The following is a 19,662-nucleotide window of genomic DNA, read 5'->3' as shown; positions in this document are numbered from 1 at the left end:
ACAGTAAGGTCATAACGCTGTTATATTTTTGACTACCTTTTCGGAGGATGGAATGGGAGAGTACGGGGCTCTTTTTGTCTTCGCGCTTGTAGCGGTAACGATAGGGCTTGTATTTGCCTTTCTTAACGACATACTTGGACCTAAAAAGAAGGACCCCCTTGAGGACTATCCTTACGAGTGTGGAGTGCCCCTATACGACTCCGAGGCAAGGGGAACTTTCAAGCAGGGATACTACCTTTTGGGGCTCTTGCTCATACTTTTTGATATAGAGGCTGCTTATCTTTTTCCTTGGGCGGTGGTCTTCAAGGAAATCGGACTTTACGGCTTGATAGAGGCTGCCCTATTTATATTTATCCTTGCCCTTGGTTTTGTCTATGCCTGGGCTAAGGGTGCTCTCAGGTGGCAAACCTGAAGGAGGTAATAGCTATGGCTGCTATAAATTCAAACGGTTTTGTAACTACAACGGTGGATGAGCTTCTCAGGTGGGGCAGGAGGAATGCCCTCTGGCCAGTCACCATAGGACTTGCTTGCTGTGCTATAGAGATGATGCATACCGCTGCATCAAGATTTGACTTGGACAGGCTTGGAGTGATCTTCAGGGCTTCACCCAGACAGTCCGACGTGCTCATAGTTGCTGGGACGGTTGTGAACAAGGTTGCACCAATGCTCAAGCTTATATGGGATCAGATGCCAGACCCCAAGTGGTGTATATCTATGGGTGGCTGTGCTTCGGCTGGGGGACCTTTCCCAACCTATTCAACACTGCAGGGGATTGACAGGATTATTCCAGTTGATGTTTATGTTCCCGGATGTCCTCCAACGCCGCAAGGGCTCATCTACGGGATACTTCAGCTTCAGAGAAAGATAAAGGAGCAGGGAGTTACTAAATACGATAAGGCTTTTGACCAGTTCAGAAAAGACGTAGAAAAAGAGGGCTTGTTTGTTCCTCAGGAGATGACCGTATAAGGAGATTCTGATGCCCTGGATAAACAGAGCTGCAATTGACAGGTTAAAGCAGGAGTTCAAGGATGACCTCAAGGTTTTCACCTTTGACCATGCTGTGAGCCTTGAAGTCCCCCACTTAAAGCTAAAGAGCTTCCTTACGCACCTCAAGGATAAGGAGAGGTTTCTTCATTTCATTGATATGACCTGTATGGATTTCCCAGAAGACCCACGGAGGTTTCAGGGCGTTTACATACTATACAACCCCGATGAGAACGAGAGGGTTATAGTGAAGTCGTGGGCTGACAAAGGCAAACTTCCTACAGTTTCTGACCTCTGGCCAGGAGCTAAATGGGCTGAAAGGGAAGCCTACGACATGTTTGGTGTTGAATTTGATGGGCATGAGAACCTCAGAAGGATGTTCATGTGGGAGGGATACGAATACTTTCCTCTGAGAAAGGACTTTCCTATAGAAGGTATTCCAGAGCAAGAGCTTCCTTCCCTTACGGAGGTTCTACAGGGAAGGTCTGACCCGCCCTCCCATGACTACGATGTTCTGCATACGAAGGTACCTACCCTTGAAGACTTAGAAAGGACAGAGAGGTCCAGGCTAAAGAAGAAAGCGCAGCTCGTCCTTAATTGGGGACCCCTGCACCCCGGAACTCACGGGACCATATGGTTCCTCTTTGACCTTGAGGGTGAATTTGTTGAACAGAGCGATGTGATACTGGGACAACTCCACAGGGGTATGGAAAAGATAGCGGAGAACGTTTACTACTTCCAGTTCCTACCCTATACCGATAGAATGGACTACATCTCTGCCATATGCAATGAACTTTCCTACGTTACCGCCGTTGAGAAACTTCTGGGTGTTGAAGTTCCGGAGAAGGCAAGGTATATAAGAACGATGTTTGCCGAACTTCAGAGGATAAACTCCCATCTCCTGTGGCTCGGTACAGGGGCTCTTGACCTTGGGGCTCTGACCGTATTCCTGTACGCCTTCAGGGAAAGAGAGAAGATAATGGATATCATAGAGGGGAATGCGGGCTACAGGCTAACAACAGCCTTCCTAAGGATAGGCGGAGTTCATTACGACCTTGCCCCCGGTACCCTGGATGTTGTTAAGGCTTTTATAAAAGACTTTCCCCAGAAACTCAAGGAGTACCATATGCTCCTTACAAGAAACAGGATATGGCTTAGAAGGACTAAGGACGTAGGTGTCATAGCCAGGGAGGATATATACGCGTATGGGCTTTCAGGTCCTGTTGCAAGAGGCTCCGGGGTTCCCTATGACCTCAGGAAGCTTGAACCCTACGCAGCATATGATGAAGTTGATTTTGATATTCCCGTTGGTGAGGTCGGTGACGTTTACGACAGGTATCTTGTGAGAATGGAGGAGATGGCACAGAGTGTAAGGATCATAGAGCAGTGTGTTGCAAAGTTAGAAAAGCTCCCTAAAGATGCTCCTTACCTTAACAAGGAACATCCGGCTGTCATTCCCCCAAAAGAGGATGTTTTCATGACCCTTGAGGATATGGTTCAGTCTTTCAGGGTTGTTGTTCATGGGGAAAATGCTCCACCGGGAGAGGTCTACTCCTCGGCGGAGAATCCCAGAGGGGAGCTGGGTTTTTATATATACTCAAGGGGTGGAAGTAAACCCTACAGGCTCAGAATAAGGTCTGGAGCCCTGTATAACCTGAGCATCTTCCCAAAGCTGATAAAAGGGAGAACTATAGCTGATGCGATAGCCCTTTTGGGGAGCTTAGACCCTGTTGTTGGGGAGACGGACAGATGAGCTTAAAGGGACCTGAAACTAACGGAGGAGAGCATGAGTGAGTTTGTGATATCTCTCGTAATTACCCTTATCAAGATAGGGGTTCTTTTAGGTGTGGCTCTGGGTGTAGGAGCGTACCTTACCTGGTTTGAGAGAAAACTCGCTGGTCATATACAGGCAAGACTTGGACCTACCGTTGTTGGACCTTTTGGGCTTTTACAGCCCCTTGCAGATGGCTTGAAACTCATGACCAAGGAATCAATAATCCCAAAGGGTGCAGACGTTCCTGTTTATTACCTCGCCATAATGATGGCTGTGGCTCCTGCTATACTCTTGTTCTCCGTTATACCTTTCGGTCCGGAGTTTACCGTCTTTGGATACACTATCAAGCCCGTGATTTCTGACGTAAATATAGCTCTCCTTGTGGTCTTCGCGATGGGTTCCCTTGCAGTTTACGGAACTATATTCTCAGGGTGGGCTTCCAACTCAAAGTATGCCTTTATAGGCTCCCTGAGAAAGGCTGCAGTCATAATCGCCTATGAGGTTGTTTTAGGCTTTTCGGTTCTCGGTGTTGTGCTCCTTGCCGGAACTATGAGCACGGTTGGTATAGTTGAAGCTCAAGCAGAAAAGGGCGTCTGGTTTATCTTCTACCAACCTGTAGCCTTTATACTCTTTCTATTCTGTATGCTCGCCGAATCGGGGAGAGTGCCCTTTGACATACAGGAGGCGGAAGCTGAACTTGTTACCGGATATAACGTTGAGTATGGTGGCATGAGGTTTGGTGCGCTCCCTCTGGCTGAGTGGTATCTCAACACTATGGCTCTATCGGCGATAGCTGTTGTTCTTTTCTTCGGAGGATGGTCTGGTCCCAATATACTTGGACCTTTATCCCCATACTTCTGGTTTCTTGCGAAGACCTTTGGTCTGGTTTTCTTTGTTCTTTGGCTCCACTGGACCCTCCCCAGGTTTCAGGCAAAGGACATCACGGAGATAGCCTGGAAAATAATGTTGCCCCTTGCACTTGTTAATGTGCTGGCAACCGCTGTGGTCGTTTATTTCCTTGGAGGTGGCTCATGAAGATAAAAAGGCTTGGTAGGAAGGATTACCTCAGCATAGCGGAAGCTATATTTTTTATAGACTTCCTCAAAGGCTTATCCGTAACTTTGAGGAACTTATTCAGGAAACCCATAACCACCGAGTATCCCTCGGAAAAGCTTACACCTCCTAAAAGGTTCAGAGGTGCCCACGGCCACTTTGTCTGGGATGGGACTGAGCCGGACTCTCTCAGAGCTATAGAGAAGTTCATGAGTTATGAGAGAGGAAAAAGTAGGTGTGTTGCCTGCTATATGTGTCAAACAGCCTGTCCTATGCCAACTCTCTTCAGGATAGAAGCTGTTCAGATGCCCGACGGGAGTAAGAAGGTTACGAGGTTTGACATGAATCTTCTGAACTGTCTCTTCTGCGGACTCTGTGTTGATGCCTGTCCTGTTGGGTGTCTTACAATGACGGACCTCTACGAGCTTGCTGGTTATTCAAGGAGGGATGAGGTCCTCAGGATTGATAGACTTGAAAAGTTCGGTGTTGATTTCTCTCAGCGCAGAGGCGCAGAACCGGACAGGATATGGCCTAACGACAAAGAACGTGAGAAACTTTGGGGGAAGATAGAGTGGAGTGGCTGATATTTGGAATACTGGCTTTTTGGCTTCTTGTCTCTGCCTTGGGGGCTATCCTTGTCAGGAGTCCGGTTCATTCTATCCTCTTCTTCCTATCAGGTGTACTTGCAATGGCGGCTCTGTTTTTGAGCCTTGGGGCTGAGCTTCTTGCCGGACTACAGCTCATAATATATGCGGTTGCTATAGTGGTGTTCTATGTACTAGTTATAACCACTATCCCCTGGGAAAAGGTGAAGAGGTTTGAGGGTGTTTACAGGAAGGAGATGCTCTTAGGCTTCCCCGTTGTGGTGTTGGTCTTTCTGCTCATAAGTTACCTTGTTTTAAAAGGTTCTCTTGCGATGCCTGTCGGTGCTTCTACTGACAACGTAAGAGATTTAGGTAAGACCCTCTTTACCTCCTATCTCTTTCCCTTTGAGGTCGCTTCAGTTATACTTTTAGTCGCCATGATAGGGGCGATACTCTTAGGGAGGAAAGAAGAGTGAGTATAGAGAAAGCGTACATACTGTTAAGTATTTTGGTTTTCCTTATCGGACTACTGGGTGTTATAGCCCGTAAGAATCTTATAACGATTCTCGTCAGCACAGAGATTATGCTCAACGGAGTAAATCTCACGCTCGTTACCGTGGATAAGTATTTGGGAAAGGTTGATGGTCAGGTGTTTGCCCTTTTTGTGCTTACCGTAGCTGCAGCCGAGGTTGCGGTGGGGCTTGGCTTGATAGTTTCAATATTTAGGCTTAAGGGATACGAAGGCTCTTCGGAAATAGTTCACCTGAGGGATTGAGGTATGGAAGGGATTTTTATTCTTTTGATGCCGCTTTTTGCCTTTTTGGTTACCGGGTTATTAGGGAGGCAGTTAGGGGACAGGGCGAGCGGGGTAATAACAGTTCTTGGCGGAGCCTTTTCCTTTGTGTTTTCCCTGTATATGGTTTATAGAGCCTTGCACTCACCGGTACAGGTTAAACTTTACGAGTTTTTACCCCTTGAGGGTTACACCCTCTCGGTGGGTTTTTACTTTGACGCTCTTTCATCAATAACCGCTGCTGTGGTTACACTGGTAGCCACCCTTATATTTGTGTATTCAATAGGCTACATGGAGGACGAGTTTGGCAAGTGGGTGTACAAGTTTTACGCCTATCTGTCTCTTTTTCTCTTTGCCATGCTTCTTATAGTTTTATCGGACAATCTACTTGGTATATTTTTTGGCTGGGAAGGGGTAGGATTAGCTTCTTATCTTCTCATAGGGTACTACCACCAGCAGAGGAAGGCAACCAATGCGGCATTAGAAGCCTTTGTAATGAACAGGATAGGGGACTGGCTTTTCATATTTGGGATAATAGCCACCTTTTTGGTGTTCAAGAGTTTGGACATAGTGGAGATATTTGGGAAGGTTGACACAGCCGATAAGGCATTGATAGGTATAGCCACCCTGCTACTTTTTGGTGGAGCGGTTGGGAAATCGGGGCAACTACCCTTACACACATGGCTACCCAACGCCATGGCTGGTCCGACACCGGTTTCAGCTCTTTTGCATGCAGCCACCATGGTAGCGGCTGGGGTGTACATGGTAGCGAGGCTGTATCCGGTGTTTGAGGCAGCGCCACAGACTCTCAAGGTAGTGGCGGTGATAGGGGGTTTAACAGCACTCTTTGCGGCACTTGCCGCCACCTCTCACACGGACATGAAGAAGATAATAGCCTTTTCCACCATGTCACAGCTTGGGTACATGTTTCTTGCTCTTGGGGTAGGTGACAGAGGTGGTGCAATGTTTCATCTGACGACCCACGCCTTTTTCAAGGCACTTTTGTTTTTAGCTGCGGGGTCAGTGATAACAGCCTTTCACCACAAGCTATATGACATATACAACTTTGGGGGTTTGAAGAAGTACATGCCGGTGACATATGCGAGTTTTGTGATAGGGGCGATGGCACTTGCGGGTATATTTCCCCTATCAGGGTTTTGGAGTAAGGACAGGCTGATAGGCAGTTACTATGAGGCGAGCTTTGTGTGGGGTTTAGTTGGGACAGTGGTAGCGTTTTTGACAGCGTACTACATATTTAGGGAAGGGTTTGTGGTATTTCACGGGGAGGAGAGGTTTAGGGGGATAGACCCTCATGAGCCGAGGGAAGTGGGTGCTGTTATGACGGTGCCTATGGTTGTGTTAGGGGTTATGGCGGTTGTGGCTGGATTTTTTGAGGGCTGGTATATGCACGCTGTTGGAGGTGAACATAAAGATATTCACCTTAATGTGGCGGTTACCTCAGTGGCTGTCGGTATTGTGGGAATACTCATAGCCTATTTAGTCTTTGTTAGACGAGTTGTATCACCTGAGGGTATGGCTTTGGTCCTCTCACCCTTTAGGGTCACCTTCAGGGAGCAGTTTTTCACGGAAAAGCTCTACCACAAGGGTATCGCTAAAGGTTACATGGCTTTCTCTAAAGCTACCTACTCCGTAGGGGACAGGTTGATAATAGACGGTTTTATAAATACAACCTATAGGCTGTTTTTTAAATTTGCAAAGGACGTATGGAAGACCTTTGACATAAAGTCAATAGATATATTCATTCACTGGCTCGCTTTGAGTATGTTCCGCTCCGGAAGGGCTTTGAGGAATATCCAGACAGGGTTGTTGAACAACTATGTTCTCTTTCTGCTTGTGGGAATTATAGTTGTGCTCGGTATAATGCTTTATGCTCTTGACAGGCTAAAGGGGTAACTGCAATGGAGATAGTTAGAACTGATTTTCCTTTTGTGAGTCTATCTATAGCCATCCCTGCTCTATTTTCTCTTTTACTTGTTTTTGTTAATGAAAGGTTTATCAAACCTCTTTCCCTTATAGGTTCTGGGATAACCTTTCTTCTGTCTTTGTGTGTTATATACCTCTTTGATTACTCAAGGGGTGCTGCTGTTCAATTTTACGAGGAATATGTCATACTTCAAGAGCTTAATATAAAGTTGTCCCTTGGGCTGGATGGGCTTTCCCTTCTCATGTATCTGCTCACAACTTTAGTGTCTCTGGTGGCTATAGTCTGGTCTGTAAGGGACAAACAGATAAATTTCAGGCTTAGGGAGTACTTCTTTGCCTTTTTAATGACGGAAAGTTTTCTTATAGGTGTGTTTGCAAGCTTTGACCTTATCGTCTTCTACGTTTTCTATGAGCTCACCCTTATACCTATGCTCTTTGCCATCGGTGTATGGGGTTACAAGCTCAGGCTTTATTCCGCTTACAAGTTCTTTATATACATATTTGTTTCTTCACTCTTTCTGCTTTTAGGTATCGTCTCCGTTGCTGTGGTCCACTATACGGACAAGGGGAGCTTCTCCTTCAGCTATTTTGACTTACTGAAAAACTCCTATCCTATGGGATTTGAGATATTTTTATTCCTGTTGTTCTTTATAGCCTTTGCAGTTAAAACTCCTCTTGTCCCCTTTCATACATGGCTACCAGACGCTCACGGTGAAGCCCCTACGGCAGGTTCTGTTGTCCTCGCTGCGGTACTCCTTAAAATGGGCACCTATGCTCTCTTGAGATTTAACATAGGGCTCTTTCCAGAGGCTTCCATAAAACTCATGCCCTTAATGGTGGCGATTGGTATAGTCACGATTATTTACGCTTCCTGGATGACTATAGTTCAAAACAACATAAAGAGGTTTGTGGCATACTCCTCTGTATCCCATATGGGATTTGTAGTCACCGCCATGTTTTTGCTCAACTATGAAGGGCTCAGGGCTTCGGTTATAGAGATGTTTGCCCACGGTATGACCAGTGCCTCTCTCTTTATGGTAGCGGGGTTTATCTATGGGAGGCTCCACACCTTCAACATGGAGAACCTCAGGGGTTCGGTCAAGTTCATGCCGGTGTTTGCTCTAATCGTGGCTACAACCTCTTTCGCCGCTATGGGTCTGCCTGGAGGCTCTTCCTTTTGGGGCAAGTTCCTTACGATGCTTGCTGCTAGGGAATATTCTTACTCCCTGGCATTGCTGGTTCTTGTGGGTGGCTTTTTCAGTGCGGCTTACGTCCTGTTTATGCTAAAAACTCTGTTTCTGGATGTTAGGGAAGAGAGTATCCTCATACATTTTACTGACATAAGGGGTTTTAAGCTGGCATCTTTTGTTATGTTGGTTTTGCCCATGTTACTGGTGGGTTTCTTTCCCCATCTCTTCTTTAATATGTTTGAGGGCTCAATAAACTTTGTGCTTAAAAACCTGTTAGGTCTGGAGTAAGGATATGGATATAGGACAGCTTGTGGGCGACATACGTATACCTAGACTGGAGCTCTTCCTCCCTGAGCTTATAGTTCTTATCACAGCCTTTATGCTCTTTACTTTAGACCTTGTGCTGTCTACCCGCCTCAAAAGAGTGGTCTTACCCTCCCTGAGCGCTATCGGTTACGTTTTAGCTCTCATGTCGGTGGGTATAACCATTCAGTTTCAGGGCAACACCTTTTACGGAACCTTCACCAACGATTACTTAGGTATACTTGTGAAGGTCTTTGTTCTGATAATAACCCTGACCGTTCTTGCCTTCTCTTACAAGTACTATGAGGCGAAGAACTCCTTTTACGGGGAGTTCTACTATATGCTTGCCTTTACCCTTTTAGGGGCTATGATCCTTGCCTCTTCCTATAACCTGATAATCATTTATGTCTCTTTAGAGCTTGTTTCTATAGGTTTTTACATACTGACAGCTCTCCTTAGAGGCTCCTTCATATCCAAGGAGGGTGCTTTTAAATACCTGATACTAGGAGGACTCAGTATAGCTCTTGCATCCTATGGGGCTGTGTTCATGTACATATACTCTGGCTCAATAGACCTTAGAGGTATCCTAAGCTACTCTGGCCAAGATTACCATTATCTCATACTCGGTCTTGTTCTCTTCCTTATAGGGTTTGCCATAAAGATAGGTGCCGTTCCTTTCCACTTTTGGCTTCCTGATGCCTATCAGGGAGCACCTACACCCGTGACGGCACTTATGGCTTCTGTTGGAAAGTTGGTCTTCTTTATACCTGTTGTTAGGATAATGCCTCTGATTCAGGATAAGTTCTCCGTTGCCTGGATGTTGACGGTTGGCGTTATAGCTGCAGCAACTATGCTCTATGGAAACCTCGTTGCTCTCGTGCAGAGAGATATAAAAAGACTCCTTGCCTACTCTTCTATAGCTCACTCAGGTTACATCTTAGCGGCGGTTGCCGTCACAAAAGAGATAGGACTCAAAGCTGTTATTTACTTTCTGCTGGTATATACGGTTATGGCGGCAGGCTCCTTTTTTGTGGTTGCCATGCTTGAACGGGCGGAAGGGTGGAACAATGAGATTAGAGAGTTTTCGGGGCTCAGGTTCAGCCTACCTTACCTGGCTTTCTCCTTCCTTGTGTATATGTTTGCTCTACTGGGAGTGCCTCCGACAGTGGGTTTCGTGGGAAAAGCCCTTGTCTTCATGGCTCTATCCTTTGATGGGCTCTGGTGGCTTGCCTTTATAATGATACTCTCAACGGCGATATCCACAGGGTATTATGTCAGACTGATTGTCCTCATGTATATGAAGGATAGAGAAAAGAATGTTACCATTATGGGTAAGAGTTACGCTGAACTCGTATCCTTGGTGTTTTTGACCCTTTTGACGGTTGCGCTGGCAGTGGTGCCAGGTGTTATATGGCAGCTGTTAAGTCCTGCAGCGAGTATGCTTTTTGTGAGGTAGAGGTATGGAGTACATAGGGTTCTTGCTCTTCTTTGTTATAACTTTGGGCATAGCCCTGGTTATGATATCCCTCAACTGGCTATTTGGTCCCAAGACTCCTCAGGAGTACGAGGACTATCCCTATGAGTGCGGAGTGCCCCTTTACGATGAAAGTGCCCAGACTACCTTCCATCAGGGGTACTATCTATTAGGATTGCTACTTCTTTTATTTGACATAGAAGCTGCTTTCCTGTTCCCGTGGACTGTGGTCTACAGGTGGCTTGGTGTCTTCGGTTTCATAGAGATGTTCCTTTTTATACTCATACTCACCTACGGACTGCTTTACGCCTGGAAGAAGGGAGCCCTGAACTGGCAGTTTGAAATGGAGGAAGTTTGATGCCGTGGGCAAGAACTGAACATTTTATGGAGCTCCAACAAAAGTTTCCAGAGCTTAGAGTGGAGTCTGGGAACGTGACATCTCTTCACATAAAGAAGGACAACCTTATAGAGCTCCTTAAGGAGCTTAAAAGTAGGGGTTTCAAGCTGTTCATAGACCACTCTGTGGTTGATTTAAAGGACATCCTTGAAAAGGAAAAGGACTTCAGGAATGCGGTTTCGGAGAACCTTATAGCTTTTCCTGAGGATAGGGTTTCTAGGTTTCAAGCCTTCTACATACTTTACAACGTGGATAAAAGGGAGAGAGTGATAGTTAAAACAAGGACAGAAGGAACTCTTCCCTCTATAGAAAAACTCTGGTTTGCCGGAAAGTGGGCTGAAAGGGAATGCTATGACATGTTCGGGATAGAGTATGAGGGTCACGAGAATTTAGTGAGAGCCTTCATGTGGGACACCTACCCCTACTTTCCTCTAAGGAAAGACTTTCCCCTTGAGGGTTTTCCAGAGCAGGATCTCCCCTCTTTAAATGAGGTGCTATGGGGAGATAAGCTTGAGGGGACTATGAACTATGAGCGTAGACACACTATAGTCCCTACCCTTGAGGATTTGGAGATAACAGAAAGAAAGAGGCTGAAGAAGAAAGCTCAGATAGTTCTCAACTGGGGACCCCTGCACCCCGGAACTCATGGAACTATGTGGTTCCTCTTTGACCTTGAGGGGGAGCGTATAGTTCAGACTGACGTGATACTTGGTCAGCTCCACAGAGGTGTTGAAAAGCTTGCAGAGAACGAAATGTATAACCAGTTTCTGGTTTACACCGACAGGATGGATTACCTCTCAGCTCTGTGCTCCAATCAGGCTTGGGTTGTTGCTATAGAAAGGCTTCTTGGTATAGAGGAGGAGGTTCCGGAGAAAGCCAAGTATATAAGGACTATGATGTCCGAACTCCAGAGGATAAATTCTCACCTCCTGTGGCTCGGGACATATGCCCTTGACCTAGGAGCTCTTACCATATTCCTTTACGCCTTCAAGGAGAGGGAGAAGATAATGGATATCCTTGAGGGCATCACAGGTGCCAGACTTACCATATCCTATCCTAGGGTAGGCGGTGTACGTATGGACCTTCCTGAGGGTGCTCTTGAGGTTATAAAGGCTTTTATAAGAAGGTTCCCAAGGGAACTGGAGGACTGGGAGAGGATTCTCACAAGGAACAGGATATGGCTCAGGAGAAACAAGGAGGTTGGAGTCATATCTCCGGAGGATGCCTATTTCTATGGAGTTACCGGTCCTGTTATCAGGGGTTCCGGTATACCCTATGATATGAGAAAGTTTGAACCTTACGATGCCTATCCTGAGGTTGAGTTTGACATCCCGGTGGGAGAAGTGGGGGACTGCTACGACCGATACCTGGTACGTATGGAGGAGATGAGGCAGAGCGTTAGGATTATAGAGCAATGCGTTGCGAGACTGGAGAAACTCCCAGAAAACGCCCCGTTCTTTGCCGAGGCACCTGAGGATAGAAAGATAAAGCTGACTATAGACGGTATAGGACTTAAGGTTCCAACTGGGGAAATTTACTCCTCCGGTGAGAATCCAAGGGGTGAGCTCGGTTTTTATGTTTTCTCTATGGGGGGTGTCAAGCCCTACAGGGTTAAGGTAAGACCCCCTTCTTACTACAACCTGAGCATATATCCATATTTAATGAAAGATAGAGTTATAGCAGACGCCGTTACCATACTTGCAAGCATAGACCCGGTTGTGGGAGAGACAGACAGATAGGAGGAGCTCTATGGAAAGTGTGGTGGCAGGAATTATCATAGCTCTCATAAAGATACTTGTGATTCTGGGTATAGTCCTTGGGGTTGGCGCTTACCTTACGTGGGTTGAGAGGAAGGTTGCCGCCCACATACAGAGGAGACCAGGACCGATGGTTGTCGGTTGGCATGGGCTACTCCAACCCCTTGCAGACGGACTGAAGCTCATAACCAAGGAAGACCTTTTCCCCAGATACGGGAACAAGTTTTTATACAACCTTGCGATAGTTCTTGCCCTTGTGCCTGCAACCCTGGTATTTGCCGTTGTCCCCTTTGGTCCTGAGTTTGAGCTTTTCGGTTACCAGATAAAACCTATCCTTACCGATGTTAACGTTGGGCTTCTTCTGGTTTTTGGTCTTGGCTCTCTTGCCGTTTACGCCATAGCCATAGCAGGGTGGGCTTCAAACTCCAAGTATCCACTGATAGGTTCTATGAGGAAGGCTGGAATAATAATATCTTACGAAGTTGCCATAACCTTTGCGGTGATGGGTCCCCTTATATTAGCCGGGACCCTTTCCACCTATGAGATTGTGGAGCGTCAGATTGAGCAGAACCTCTGGTATGTGTGGGTTGAGCCGATAGGTTTTGTGGTTTTCTTATTTTCCCTGCTCGCCGAAACAGGAAGGGTACCCTTTGACATACAGGAGGCGGAAGCTGAACTTGTCACTGGTTTTACCGTTGAGTACGGAGGTATGAAGTTTGGACTGTTTCCCCTCGTTGAGTGGTACGTGGAAGTCCTATCCCTATCTGCGATTGCTGTGGTGCTTTTCTTTGGTGGTTGGTCTCCCATAAACATACCCTTCGTTGGTTTTGTTGACCCCCTTTTCTTTCTTGGAGCTTTCTCCCCGTATGTCTGGTTTCTCCTTAAGGTTACGCTTCTATTCCTTTTTATACTCTGGCTCCACTGGACACTGCCCCGTTACAGGATAGATCAGATTACGGAGATAGCCTGGAAGGTGATGCTGCCTTTAGCCTTGATAAACATAGTTCTAACCGCTATAATTGCTCCGATAGTTTGGAGGTAATGGAATGATTAAGCGTATGGCTGCAAAGCCTCTTACTTGGCTGGAGAGAGTGCTGTTCATAGATTTTATAAAGGGTTTGTCCGTTACTATAAGGCACGCCTTCAGCAAAACCATAACAACCCATTACCCTTACGAGAAGCTTACTCCTCCAAAGAGGTTCAGGGGCTTCTTTGCCCATAAGGTTGTTGATGGTAATGAACCCCAGCCTGCCTATGACGAGTGGGTAGAGAGGTTCAGTATAGAGGTTATCCCAGGAAGGAGCAGATGTGTGGTGTGCTTGCTTTGTAAGCGTGCATGTCCTGTGCCTCAGTTGTTTGAGATAGAGGGCAAAAAACTTGAGAACGGAAAGAGGGTTGTAAGCGTATTCAATATGAACCTTATGTTATGCACCTTCTGTGGCTTCTGCGTTGATGCATGTCCCGTTGACTGCCTGTATCAGACAGACATACATGAAACGGCAAGTTATACCAGGAAGGACTCTATCCTTGACCTTGAACTTCTTGAGAAGATAGGCAGGGACTGGCAGGCAAGAAGGGAAGGTGAACCGGACAGGATATGGATAGATGACTCCCAAAGGGAGAGACTCTGGCATGAGAACAAGGTGAAGTTGCCAAAACTGGAGTTCAGGGGGAGGCATGAATGGTAAGGTTGATAATATTCTTAATATTCTCAGCTTGGGCTGTAATCTCAGGTATAGGTGTTATAACCTTCACAAACCCAATATATGTTATACTCTGGCTTCTCTCAGCCCTTATAGCCGTTGCAGGTATATTCTTTACTGCAGGGGCTGAGCTTGTAGGTGCTCTTCAGCTCCTCATATACGCTGTTGCCATAGCAGTCTTTTATGTTTTTGTTCTAACGGCCGTTCCGTGGGAAAAAGCTATAAAGAAAGGCACCCATTACAGGATGGAGGGTGTTGTGTCTTTGCCCCTTGTGATACTTCTTTACGTTGAGATGGCTATAGTTTTTCTGCTGGGAATAACCGCTTCCCCAGAAGGGAAGTTCAGGGCTTTTATAGAGAAGTTTGGGAACACAGAGGTTGTGGGTTCAATCCTTTTTACCAAATACTTTTTTGCCTTTGAGGTGGTTTCGCTTGTTCTGCTTATCGGCATGATAGGAGCGGTACTGATAGGAAGAAAGGAGAGTCAGACCTATGAAAACGATACCCGTTGAAGCTTACTTCGTGGTCAGTATGGTGCTCTTTGGTCTTGGGGTGATAGGGCTCATCGCCCGCAGAAACCTGGTGACCGTCCTTATGAGTTTGGAGCTTGCTCTGAACGCTGTCAACGTAGCCTTTGTGGGTGCAGATGCCCATATGGGTTTGGTTGAGGGGCAGATATTTGCCCTGTTCGTGATAGCTCTTGCCGCGGCTGAAGCGGCTGTTGGTTTGGGTATAATCATCGCCATATTCAGATACAGGTATGTGGAATCTACCGATGAGATTACGGACATGAGGGGGTAAGTTATGGAAGGTCTTATGGTTTTAGCTTTTCCTCTACTTGCCTTTTTGGTTACCGGGTTATTAGGGAGGCAGTTAGGGGACAGGGCGAGCGGGGTAATAACAGTTCTTGGCGGAGCCTTTTCCTTTGTGTTTTCCCTGTATATGGTTTATAGAGCCTTGCACTCACCGGTACAAATTAAACTTTACGAGTTTTTACCCCTTGAGGGTTACACCCTCTCGGTAGGTTTTTACTTTGACGCTCTTTCATCAATAACCGCTGCTGTGGTTACACTTGTAGCCACCCTTATATTTGTGTATTCAATAGGCTACATGGAGGACGAGTTTGGCAAGTGGGTGTACAAGTTTTACGCCTATCTGTCTCTTTTTCTCTTTGCCATGCTTCTTATAGTTTTATCGGACAATCTACTTGGTATATTTTTTGGCTGGGAAGGGGTAGGATTAGCTTCTTATCTTCTCATAGGGTACTACCACCAGCAGAGGAAGGCAACCAATGCGGCATTAGAAGCCTTTGTAATGAACAGGATAGGGGACTGGCTTTTCATATTTGGGATAATAGCCACCTTTTTGGTGTTCAAGAGTTTGGACATAGTGGAGATATTTGGGAAGGTTGACACAGCCGATAAGGCATTGATAGGTATAGCCACCCTGCTACTTTTTGGTGGAGCGGTTGGGAAATCGGGGCAACTACCCTTACACACATGGCTACCCAACGCCATGGCTGGTCCGACACCGGTTTCAGCTCTTTTGCATGCAGCCACCATGGTAGCGGCTGGGGTGTACATGGTAGCGAGGCTGTATCCGGTGTTTGAGGCAGCGCCACAGACTCTCAAGGTAGTGGCGGTGATAGGGGGTTTAACAGCACTCTTTGCGGCACTTGCCGCCACCTCTCACACGGACATGAAGAAGATAATAGCCTTTTCCACCATGTCACAGCTTGGGTACATGTTTCTTGCTCTTGGGGTAGGTGACAGAGGTGGTGCAATGTTTCATCTGACGACCCACGCCTTTTTCAAGGCACTTTTGTTTTTAGCTGCGGGGTCAGTGATAACAGCCTTTCACCACAAGCTATATGACATATACAACTTTGGGGGTTTGAAGAAGTACATGCCGGTGACATATGCGAGTTTTGTGATAGGGGCGATGGCACTTGCGGGTATATTTCCCCTATCAGGGTTTTGGAGTAAGGACAGGCTGATAGGCAGTTACTATGAGGCGAGCTTTGTGTGGGGTTTAGTTGGGACAGTGGTAGCGTTTTTGACAGCGTACTACATATTTAGGGAAGGGTTTGTGGTATTTCACGGGGAGGAGAGGTTTAGGGGGATAGACCCTCATGAGCCGAGGGAAGTGGGTGCTGTTATGACGGTGCCTATGGTTGTGTTAGGGGTTATGGCGGTTGTGGCTGGATTTTTTGAGGGCTGGTATATGCACGCTGTTGGAGATGAACATAAAGATATTCACCTTAATGTGGCGCTTGTTTCTCTGGGTGTTGCTATCCTCGGAATAGTCCTGGCATACGGTGTGTTTGTTAAGAGGTTCCTTGACCCTGAAAAGACCTATGAATCGCTTAAAGCTCTTCATACCACCTTCAGGGAGCAGTTCTTTACTGAGAAGCTCTATCATGGTATATTTGCTCTCGGTTATTTGAGCTATTCAAAGGTTCTTTACGCTGTTGGGGAGAGGCAGCTAATAGACGGGCTTGTAAACGGTACAGCTGCGATTGTTCAGTCTGTGGGGCATGGGCTTAAGGTTCTCCAGAATGGAAAACTTAATTGGTACGCCCTTGGTCTTGGTGCAGGATTTGCTATACTTGTTCTGCTCTTTGTTGCACTAATATACGGAGGAGGATACTGATGGAGCATGTCCTTAGTCTTGTTATATTCCTCCCGCTTATAACTGCGGCGGTTGTAGCTGTAGTCAGGAATGAGGTCTTCGCAAAATTTGCCTCTGTTGCCGTGTCTGGAATAGTTTTCTTACTTTCCCTCGTTCTCTTTCTGAGCTTTGACTTTTCAAGGGAGGGTTTCCAGTTCGTCACAAAGCTGAGCTGGATACCGAGCCTCGGCATATCCTACCATCTTGGACTTGATGGCATGGCTGTCTCCCTTTTGGTTATGACAACCTTGTTGTTTCTTGCGGCATTCATCTGGTCTTGGAAGATAGAGGATAGACCCGTCCTTTACACAGCCCTTTTTCTCCTTCTGGAAACTGCCTGTCTTGGTGTTTTCTCTGCTCTTGACTTCTTTCTCTTTTACATATTCTGGGAGGGGATGCTCATCCCGATGTACTTCATAATAGGCTTCTGGGGGCACGATAGGAAAGTATACGCTGCTAACAAGTTCTTTATATATACCTTCTTTGGTAGTCTCTTCCTGTTGTTGGGTCTCGCAAGCGTGATAGTTTACGGGTACTTTGCCACAGGACAGATCACCTTTGACTACATTGAGCATGCTAAGATGGGTTACCCTCTTTGGATTCAGCTTGCAGCCTTCCTGCTGTTCGGTATAGGATTTGCCGTTAAAATTCCCATGTTCCCAGTTCATACTTGGCTTCCTGATGCCCACGTTGAAGCACCAACCGCGGGGTCAGTTATACTTGCTGGCGTTCTCTTGAAAATGGGGACCTTCGGTTTTGTTAGGTACTCTCTGCCCCTCTTTCCAGACGCTTCAAAGTATTACATACCTCTCATATTTACCCTCAGTGTGATAGCCATAATTTACGCCGCGATGATGGCGATAGCTCAGACCCATATAAAGAGACTTATAGCTTACTCTTCCATATCTCATATGGGAATAGTTACACTGGGAACTTTCGCTCTGGATAAGGATGCTCTCAACGGTGCCGTTTACATGATGATAGCCCATGGTCTCTCCTCCGGAGCACTTTTCTTTGCTGCAGGTTTTATCTATGACAGGATACACTCTTACAACATGGATGACTTGGGAGGACTTGCCAGGTACCTACCTAACTTTGCTGTACTCTTTATGATATCTGGTCTTGCAGGCATAGGGCTTCCCGGTCTTGCAGGCTTTATAGCGGAGTTCCTCGTCCTCTTGGGTACCTTCAAGGCTCACCCAGTATGGGCGGTTATAGCTGGAACCGGTATGATACTGGGAGCAGCGTACTTCCTGTACATGTATAAGAGGGTTATGCTGGAGGAAGAGACCATAACTGACCATAGAAGGGAGAAGTGGTCCCAGCTCAGAGATGTGGAAGCACACCATTTTATACCCTTTGCCCTTATACTCTTTGTAGCTTTCGTTATGGGACTGTATCCGGCTCCCTTTGTTAGGATAGTTGACCATACCGTAAAGCTAGTGTTTGGAGGTTAAACCTTGAATTGGAATGCCCTTTTGCCAGAGATGGTTCTTTCCTTTGGAATACTGTTGATATTTGCTCTTGAACTTCTGCTTAAAGAGAGGTATTACAAGTCCCTAACCGTTATAGGTTTTATAACGGTTGTGCTTTCAGCCTTTTCCATTTTCTTTGTGAACTATCCCGCAAGCACCCTCTTCAATGGCTTTACTGTAACAGGCTTTAACCTTATAGCCAAATTTTTCCTGCTGGCAGTTACTGGTATGGTTCTTATATCTTCTTACGACTTCTTTATAAAGAAGAGGTCTGTTTATAGTGAGCTTTCCTATCTTTATCTGATAGCTTTACTGGGTTTTATGGTTATGCTTTCTTCTGAGAATCTTGCCATAATTTTTGTGGGTCTTGAGCTTGCTTCAATAACTATGTACATACTCGTTGGACTTTTCAGGAGGGAGTACTTCTCCAAGGAAGGAGCCTTTAAGTACCTTGTGATCGGTACTACAGGAACCTCAATGTTTGCTCTTGGTGCTGGACTCGTTTACGGAGCCACGGGGAGTCCCCTTCTCGGGTTTCAGAGTGCAACAGATCCGATATTTGCCCTCGGTGTCCTCTTCATAATGTCATCCCTGGCTCTTAAGGTTTCCGCAGTTCCCTTTCACTTCTGGACGCCTGATGCTTACGAAGGAGCCCCAACCCCAACAACCTCTTTCCTTGCCACAGTTCCAAAGATAGCTATGTATTTTCTGTTCGTTAAACTTACTGTTTATATGTTCTCTGCACTTCCCCAGTGGCAGTTCCTTATAGGTACGATATCGGTTGCTTCCATGTTTTACGGTAATTTAATGGCTTATGCCCAGCGGAGTGTAAAGAGACTCCTCGCTTATTCCTCCATAGCTCACGCTGGCTACTTCACCCTCGCTCTCACAGCCGTTGATAAACTTCTTATGACCTCACTCCTGTTTTACGTATTTGTGTATGCCATTGCTACCTTTGGAGCTTTTACCGTTCTCTCCGTTCTGGAAAAGAAGGAGGGCTGGAGCCATCACTTTTTGGACTTTAAGGGTGTCGCAAAGGAGCATCCTCTTCTGGCTTCCTTCCTTGCCCTATTTTTGTTTGCCCTTATAGGTATACCTCCAATGGCCGTATTTGTCGGTAAGTTGGGCATATTCATGGGTCTTGTGAAAAGCCAGATGTTTCTCCTGGCGATCCTGTTCGTGCTTGCGAGCATAATATCTGCCGGCTACTACCTGAAGGTCATCGTTTATATGTTCCTTCATGAAAAGGAAAGGGACTGGGGAGCCACATCTATATCCGCTGGGGAGTCTTTTGCCCTTGTAGTTTCTGGTGCAGCTGTTATGTTCTTCGGTATTTTCCCCAATACGGTCCTGAACCTGTTACTGAGACTGGTATAATATCACTCTCCCCAAAACTCCCTAAGTATCTCCTCCCTTCTCTTTTGCTCCTTCCTGTATCTGAAGTAAGCTATTATGCCCAGGACAAGGACGACTCCAAGGATTATGGGTAGCACTATAACTCCCACTATAAGGGCAAGGGCGGTTATAAACCCTGCAAAGAAGCCCAATAAGAACATGAAAA

The 19,662-nt window shown here is 46.3% G+C and carries 20 protein-coding genes; 19 read left to right on the top strand and 1 reads right to left on the bottom strand.

Annotated features, from left to right (window positions below; genetic code table 11):
• The first annotated feature begins 52 nt into the window (after positions 1-52).
• Genes BCF55_RS08905 through BCF55_RS08815 form a run of 19 tightly spaced genes read left to right on the top strand, consistent with a single transcriptional unit; the run spans position 53 to position 19,478 of the window.
• Positions 53-412 (top strand): NADH-quinone oxidoreductase subunit A, encoded by a 360-nt coding sequence (locus BCF55_RS08905; RefSeq protein ID WP_121012928.1) that lies wholly within the window; start codon positions 53-55, stop codon positions 410-412.
• A gap of 14 nt (positions 413-426) precedes the next feature.
• Positions 427-966, top strand: coding sequence for an NADH-quinone oxidoreductase subunit NuoB (nuoB, locus tag BCF55_RS08900; protein ID WP_121012927.1), 540 nt, complete (start codon positions 427-429; stop codon positions 964-966).
• Positions 967-976: 10 nt separating this feature from the next.
• The gene (nuoD, locus tag BCF55_RS08895; RefSeq protein ID WP_121012926.1) at positions 977-2,737 is read left to right on the top strand and encodes an NADH dehydrogenase (quinone) subunit D; all 1,761 of its coding nucleotides are present in this window, start codon (positions 977-979) and stop codon (positions 2,735-2,737) included.
• Positions 2,738-2,770: 33 nt separating this feature from the next.
• Positions 2,771-3,793 carry an NADH-quinone oxidoreductase subunit NuoH gene (nuoH, locus tag BCF55_RS08890; RefSeq protein WP_121012925.1) on the top strand — a complete coding sequence of 341 codons (1,023 nt, stop codon included), beginning with the start codon at positions 2,771-2,773 and terminating at the stop codon, positions 3,791-3,793.
• On the top strand, positions 3,790-4,395 hold the full coding sequence (locus BCF55_RS08885; RefSeq protein WP_121012924.1) for a NuoI/complex I 23 kDa subunit family protein: 606 nt from the start codon (positions 3,790-3,792) through the stop codon (positions 4,393-4,395). The genes nuoH (BCF55_RS08890) and BCF55_RS08885 overlap by 4 nt, the downstream gene beginning before the upstream one ends.
• Entirely contained in the window at positions 4,383-4,871 is a 489-nt protein-coding gene (locus BCF55_RS08880; protein ID WP_121012923.1) for an NADH-quinone oxidoreductase subunit J family protein, read from the top strand. The genes BCF55_RS08885 and BCF55_RS08880 overlap by 13 nt, the downstream gene beginning before the upstream one ends.
• Complete coding sequence (nuoK, locus tag BCF55_RS08875; RefSeq protein ID WP_121012922.1) at positions 4,868-5,170, top strand: NADH-quinone oxidoreductase subunit NuoK; 303 nt, start codon at positions 4,868-4,870, stop codon at positions 5,168-5,170. Before BCF55_RS08880 ends, nuoK (BCF55_RS08875) begins: the two co-directional genes overlap by 4 nt.
• 3 nt (positions 5,171-5,173) lie before the next feature.
• Entirely contained in the window at positions 5,174-7,102 is a 1,929-nt protein-coding gene (gene nuoL / locus BCF55_RS08870) for an NADH-quinone oxidoreductase subunit L (RefSeq protein WP_121012921.1), read from the top strand.
• 5 nt (positions 7,103-7,107) lie between these two features.
• A complete protein-coding gene (locus BCF55_RS08865) occupies positions 7,108-8,610 on the top strand; it encodes a complex I subunit 4 family protein (RefSeq protein WP_121012920.1) in 1,503 nt (500 codons plus the stop codon).
• Between the two features lie 4 nt (positions 8,611-8,614).
• Positions 8,615-10,081 (top strand): NADH-quinone oxidoreductase subunit N, encoded by a 1,467-nt coding sequence (locus BCF55_RS08860; RefSeq protein WP_121012919.1) that lies wholly within the window; start codon positions 8,615-8,617, stop codon positions 10,079-10,081.
• A 4-nt stretch (positions 10,082-10,085) separates the two neighbouring features.
• Entirely contained in the window at positions 10,086-10,457 is a 372-nt protein-coding gene (locus tag BCF55_RS08855; RefSeq protein WP_121012917.1) for an NADH-quinone oxidoreductase subunit A, read from the top strand.
• Positions 10,457-12,235 carry an NADH-quinone oxidoreductase subunit D gene (locus tag BCF55_RS08850; protein WP_121012915.1) on the top strand — a complete coding sequence of 593 codons (1,779 nt, stop codon included), beginning with the start codon at positions 10,457-10,459 and terminating at the stop codon, positions 12,233-12,235. Before BCF55_RS08855 ends, BCF55_RS08850 begins: the two co-directional genes overlap by 1 nt.
• Before the next feature lie 10 nt (positions 12,236-12,245).
• A complete protein-coding gene (gene nuoH, locus BCF55_RS08845; protein WP_121012913.1) occupies positions 12,246-13,295 on the top strand; it encodes an NADH-quinone oxidoreductase subunit NuoH in 1,050 nt (349 codons plus the stop codon).
• A gap of 4 nt (positions 13,296-13,299) precedes the next feature.
• Positions 13,300-13,941, top strand: a complete 642-nt coding sequence (locus BCF55_RS08840; RefSeq protein WP_121012911.1) for a NuoI/complex I 23 kDa subunit family protein — start codon at positions 13,300-13,302, stop codon at positions 13,939-13,941.
• The gene (locus tag BCF55_RS08835; RefSeq protein ID WP_121012909.1) at positions 13,935-14,468 is read left to right on the top strand and encodes an NADH-quinone oxidoreductase subunit J family protein; all 534 of its coding nucleotides are present in this window, start codon (positions 13,935-13,937) and stop codon (positions 14,466-14,468) included. The genes BCF55_RS08840 and BCF55_RS08835 overlap by 7 nt, the downstream gene beginning before the upstream one ends.
• Positions 14,449-14,757, top strand: a complete 309-nt coding sequence (nuoK, locus tag BCF55_RS08830) for an NADH-quinone oxidoreductase subunit NuoK (RefSeq protein WP_121012907.1) — start codon at positions 14,449-14,451, stop codon at positions 14,755-14,757. Before BCF55_RS08835 ends, nuoK (BCF55_RS08830) begins: the two co-directional genes overlap by 20 nt.
• Before the next feature lie 3 nt (positions 14,758-14,760).
• Positions 14,761-16,608, top strand: coding sequence for an NADH-quinone oxidoreductase subunit L (nuoL, locus tag BCF55_RS08825; protein ID WP_121012905.1), 1,848 nt, complete (start codon positions 14,761-14,763; stop codon positions 16,606-16,608).
• Complete coding sequence (locus BCF55_RS08820) at positions 16,608-18,083, top strand: complex I subunit 4 family protein (protein ID WP_121012903.1); 1,476 nt, start codon at positions 16,608-16,610, stop codon at positions 18,081-18,083. The genes nuoL (BCF55_RS08825) and BCF55_RS08820 overlap by 1 nt, the downstream gene beginning before the upstream one ends.
• A 3-nt stretch (positions 18,084-18,086) precedes the next feature.
• Positions 18,087-19,478, top strand: a complete 1,392-nt coding sequence (locus BCF55_RS08815) for an NADH-quinone oxidoreductase subunit N (protein WP_121012901.1) — start codon at positions 18,087-18,089, stop codon at positions 19,476-19,478.
• 2 nt (positions 19,479-19,480) lie between these two features.
• Here BCF55_RS08815 and BCF55_RS09720 read toward each other — a convergent pair whose 3' ends face one another.
• On the bottom strand, positions 19,481-19,657 hold the full coding sequence (locus BCF55_RS09720; protein ID WP_170144781.1) for a hypothetical protein: 177 nt from the start codon (positions 19,655-19,657) through the stop codon (positions 19,481-19,483).
• Between the last annotated feature and the right edge of the window lie 5 nt (positions 19,658-19,662).

This window comes from Hydrogenivirga caldilitoris, assembly GCF_003664005.1.
In the GTDB taxonomy this organism is placed as follows: domain Bacteria; phylum Aquificota; class Aquificia; order Aquificales; family Aquificaceae; genus Hydrogenivirga; species Hydrogenivirga caldilitoris.
The sequence above is the reverse complement of the archived record's forward strand: the minus strand, read 5'-3'. Positions and strand labels throughout refer to the sequence as shown.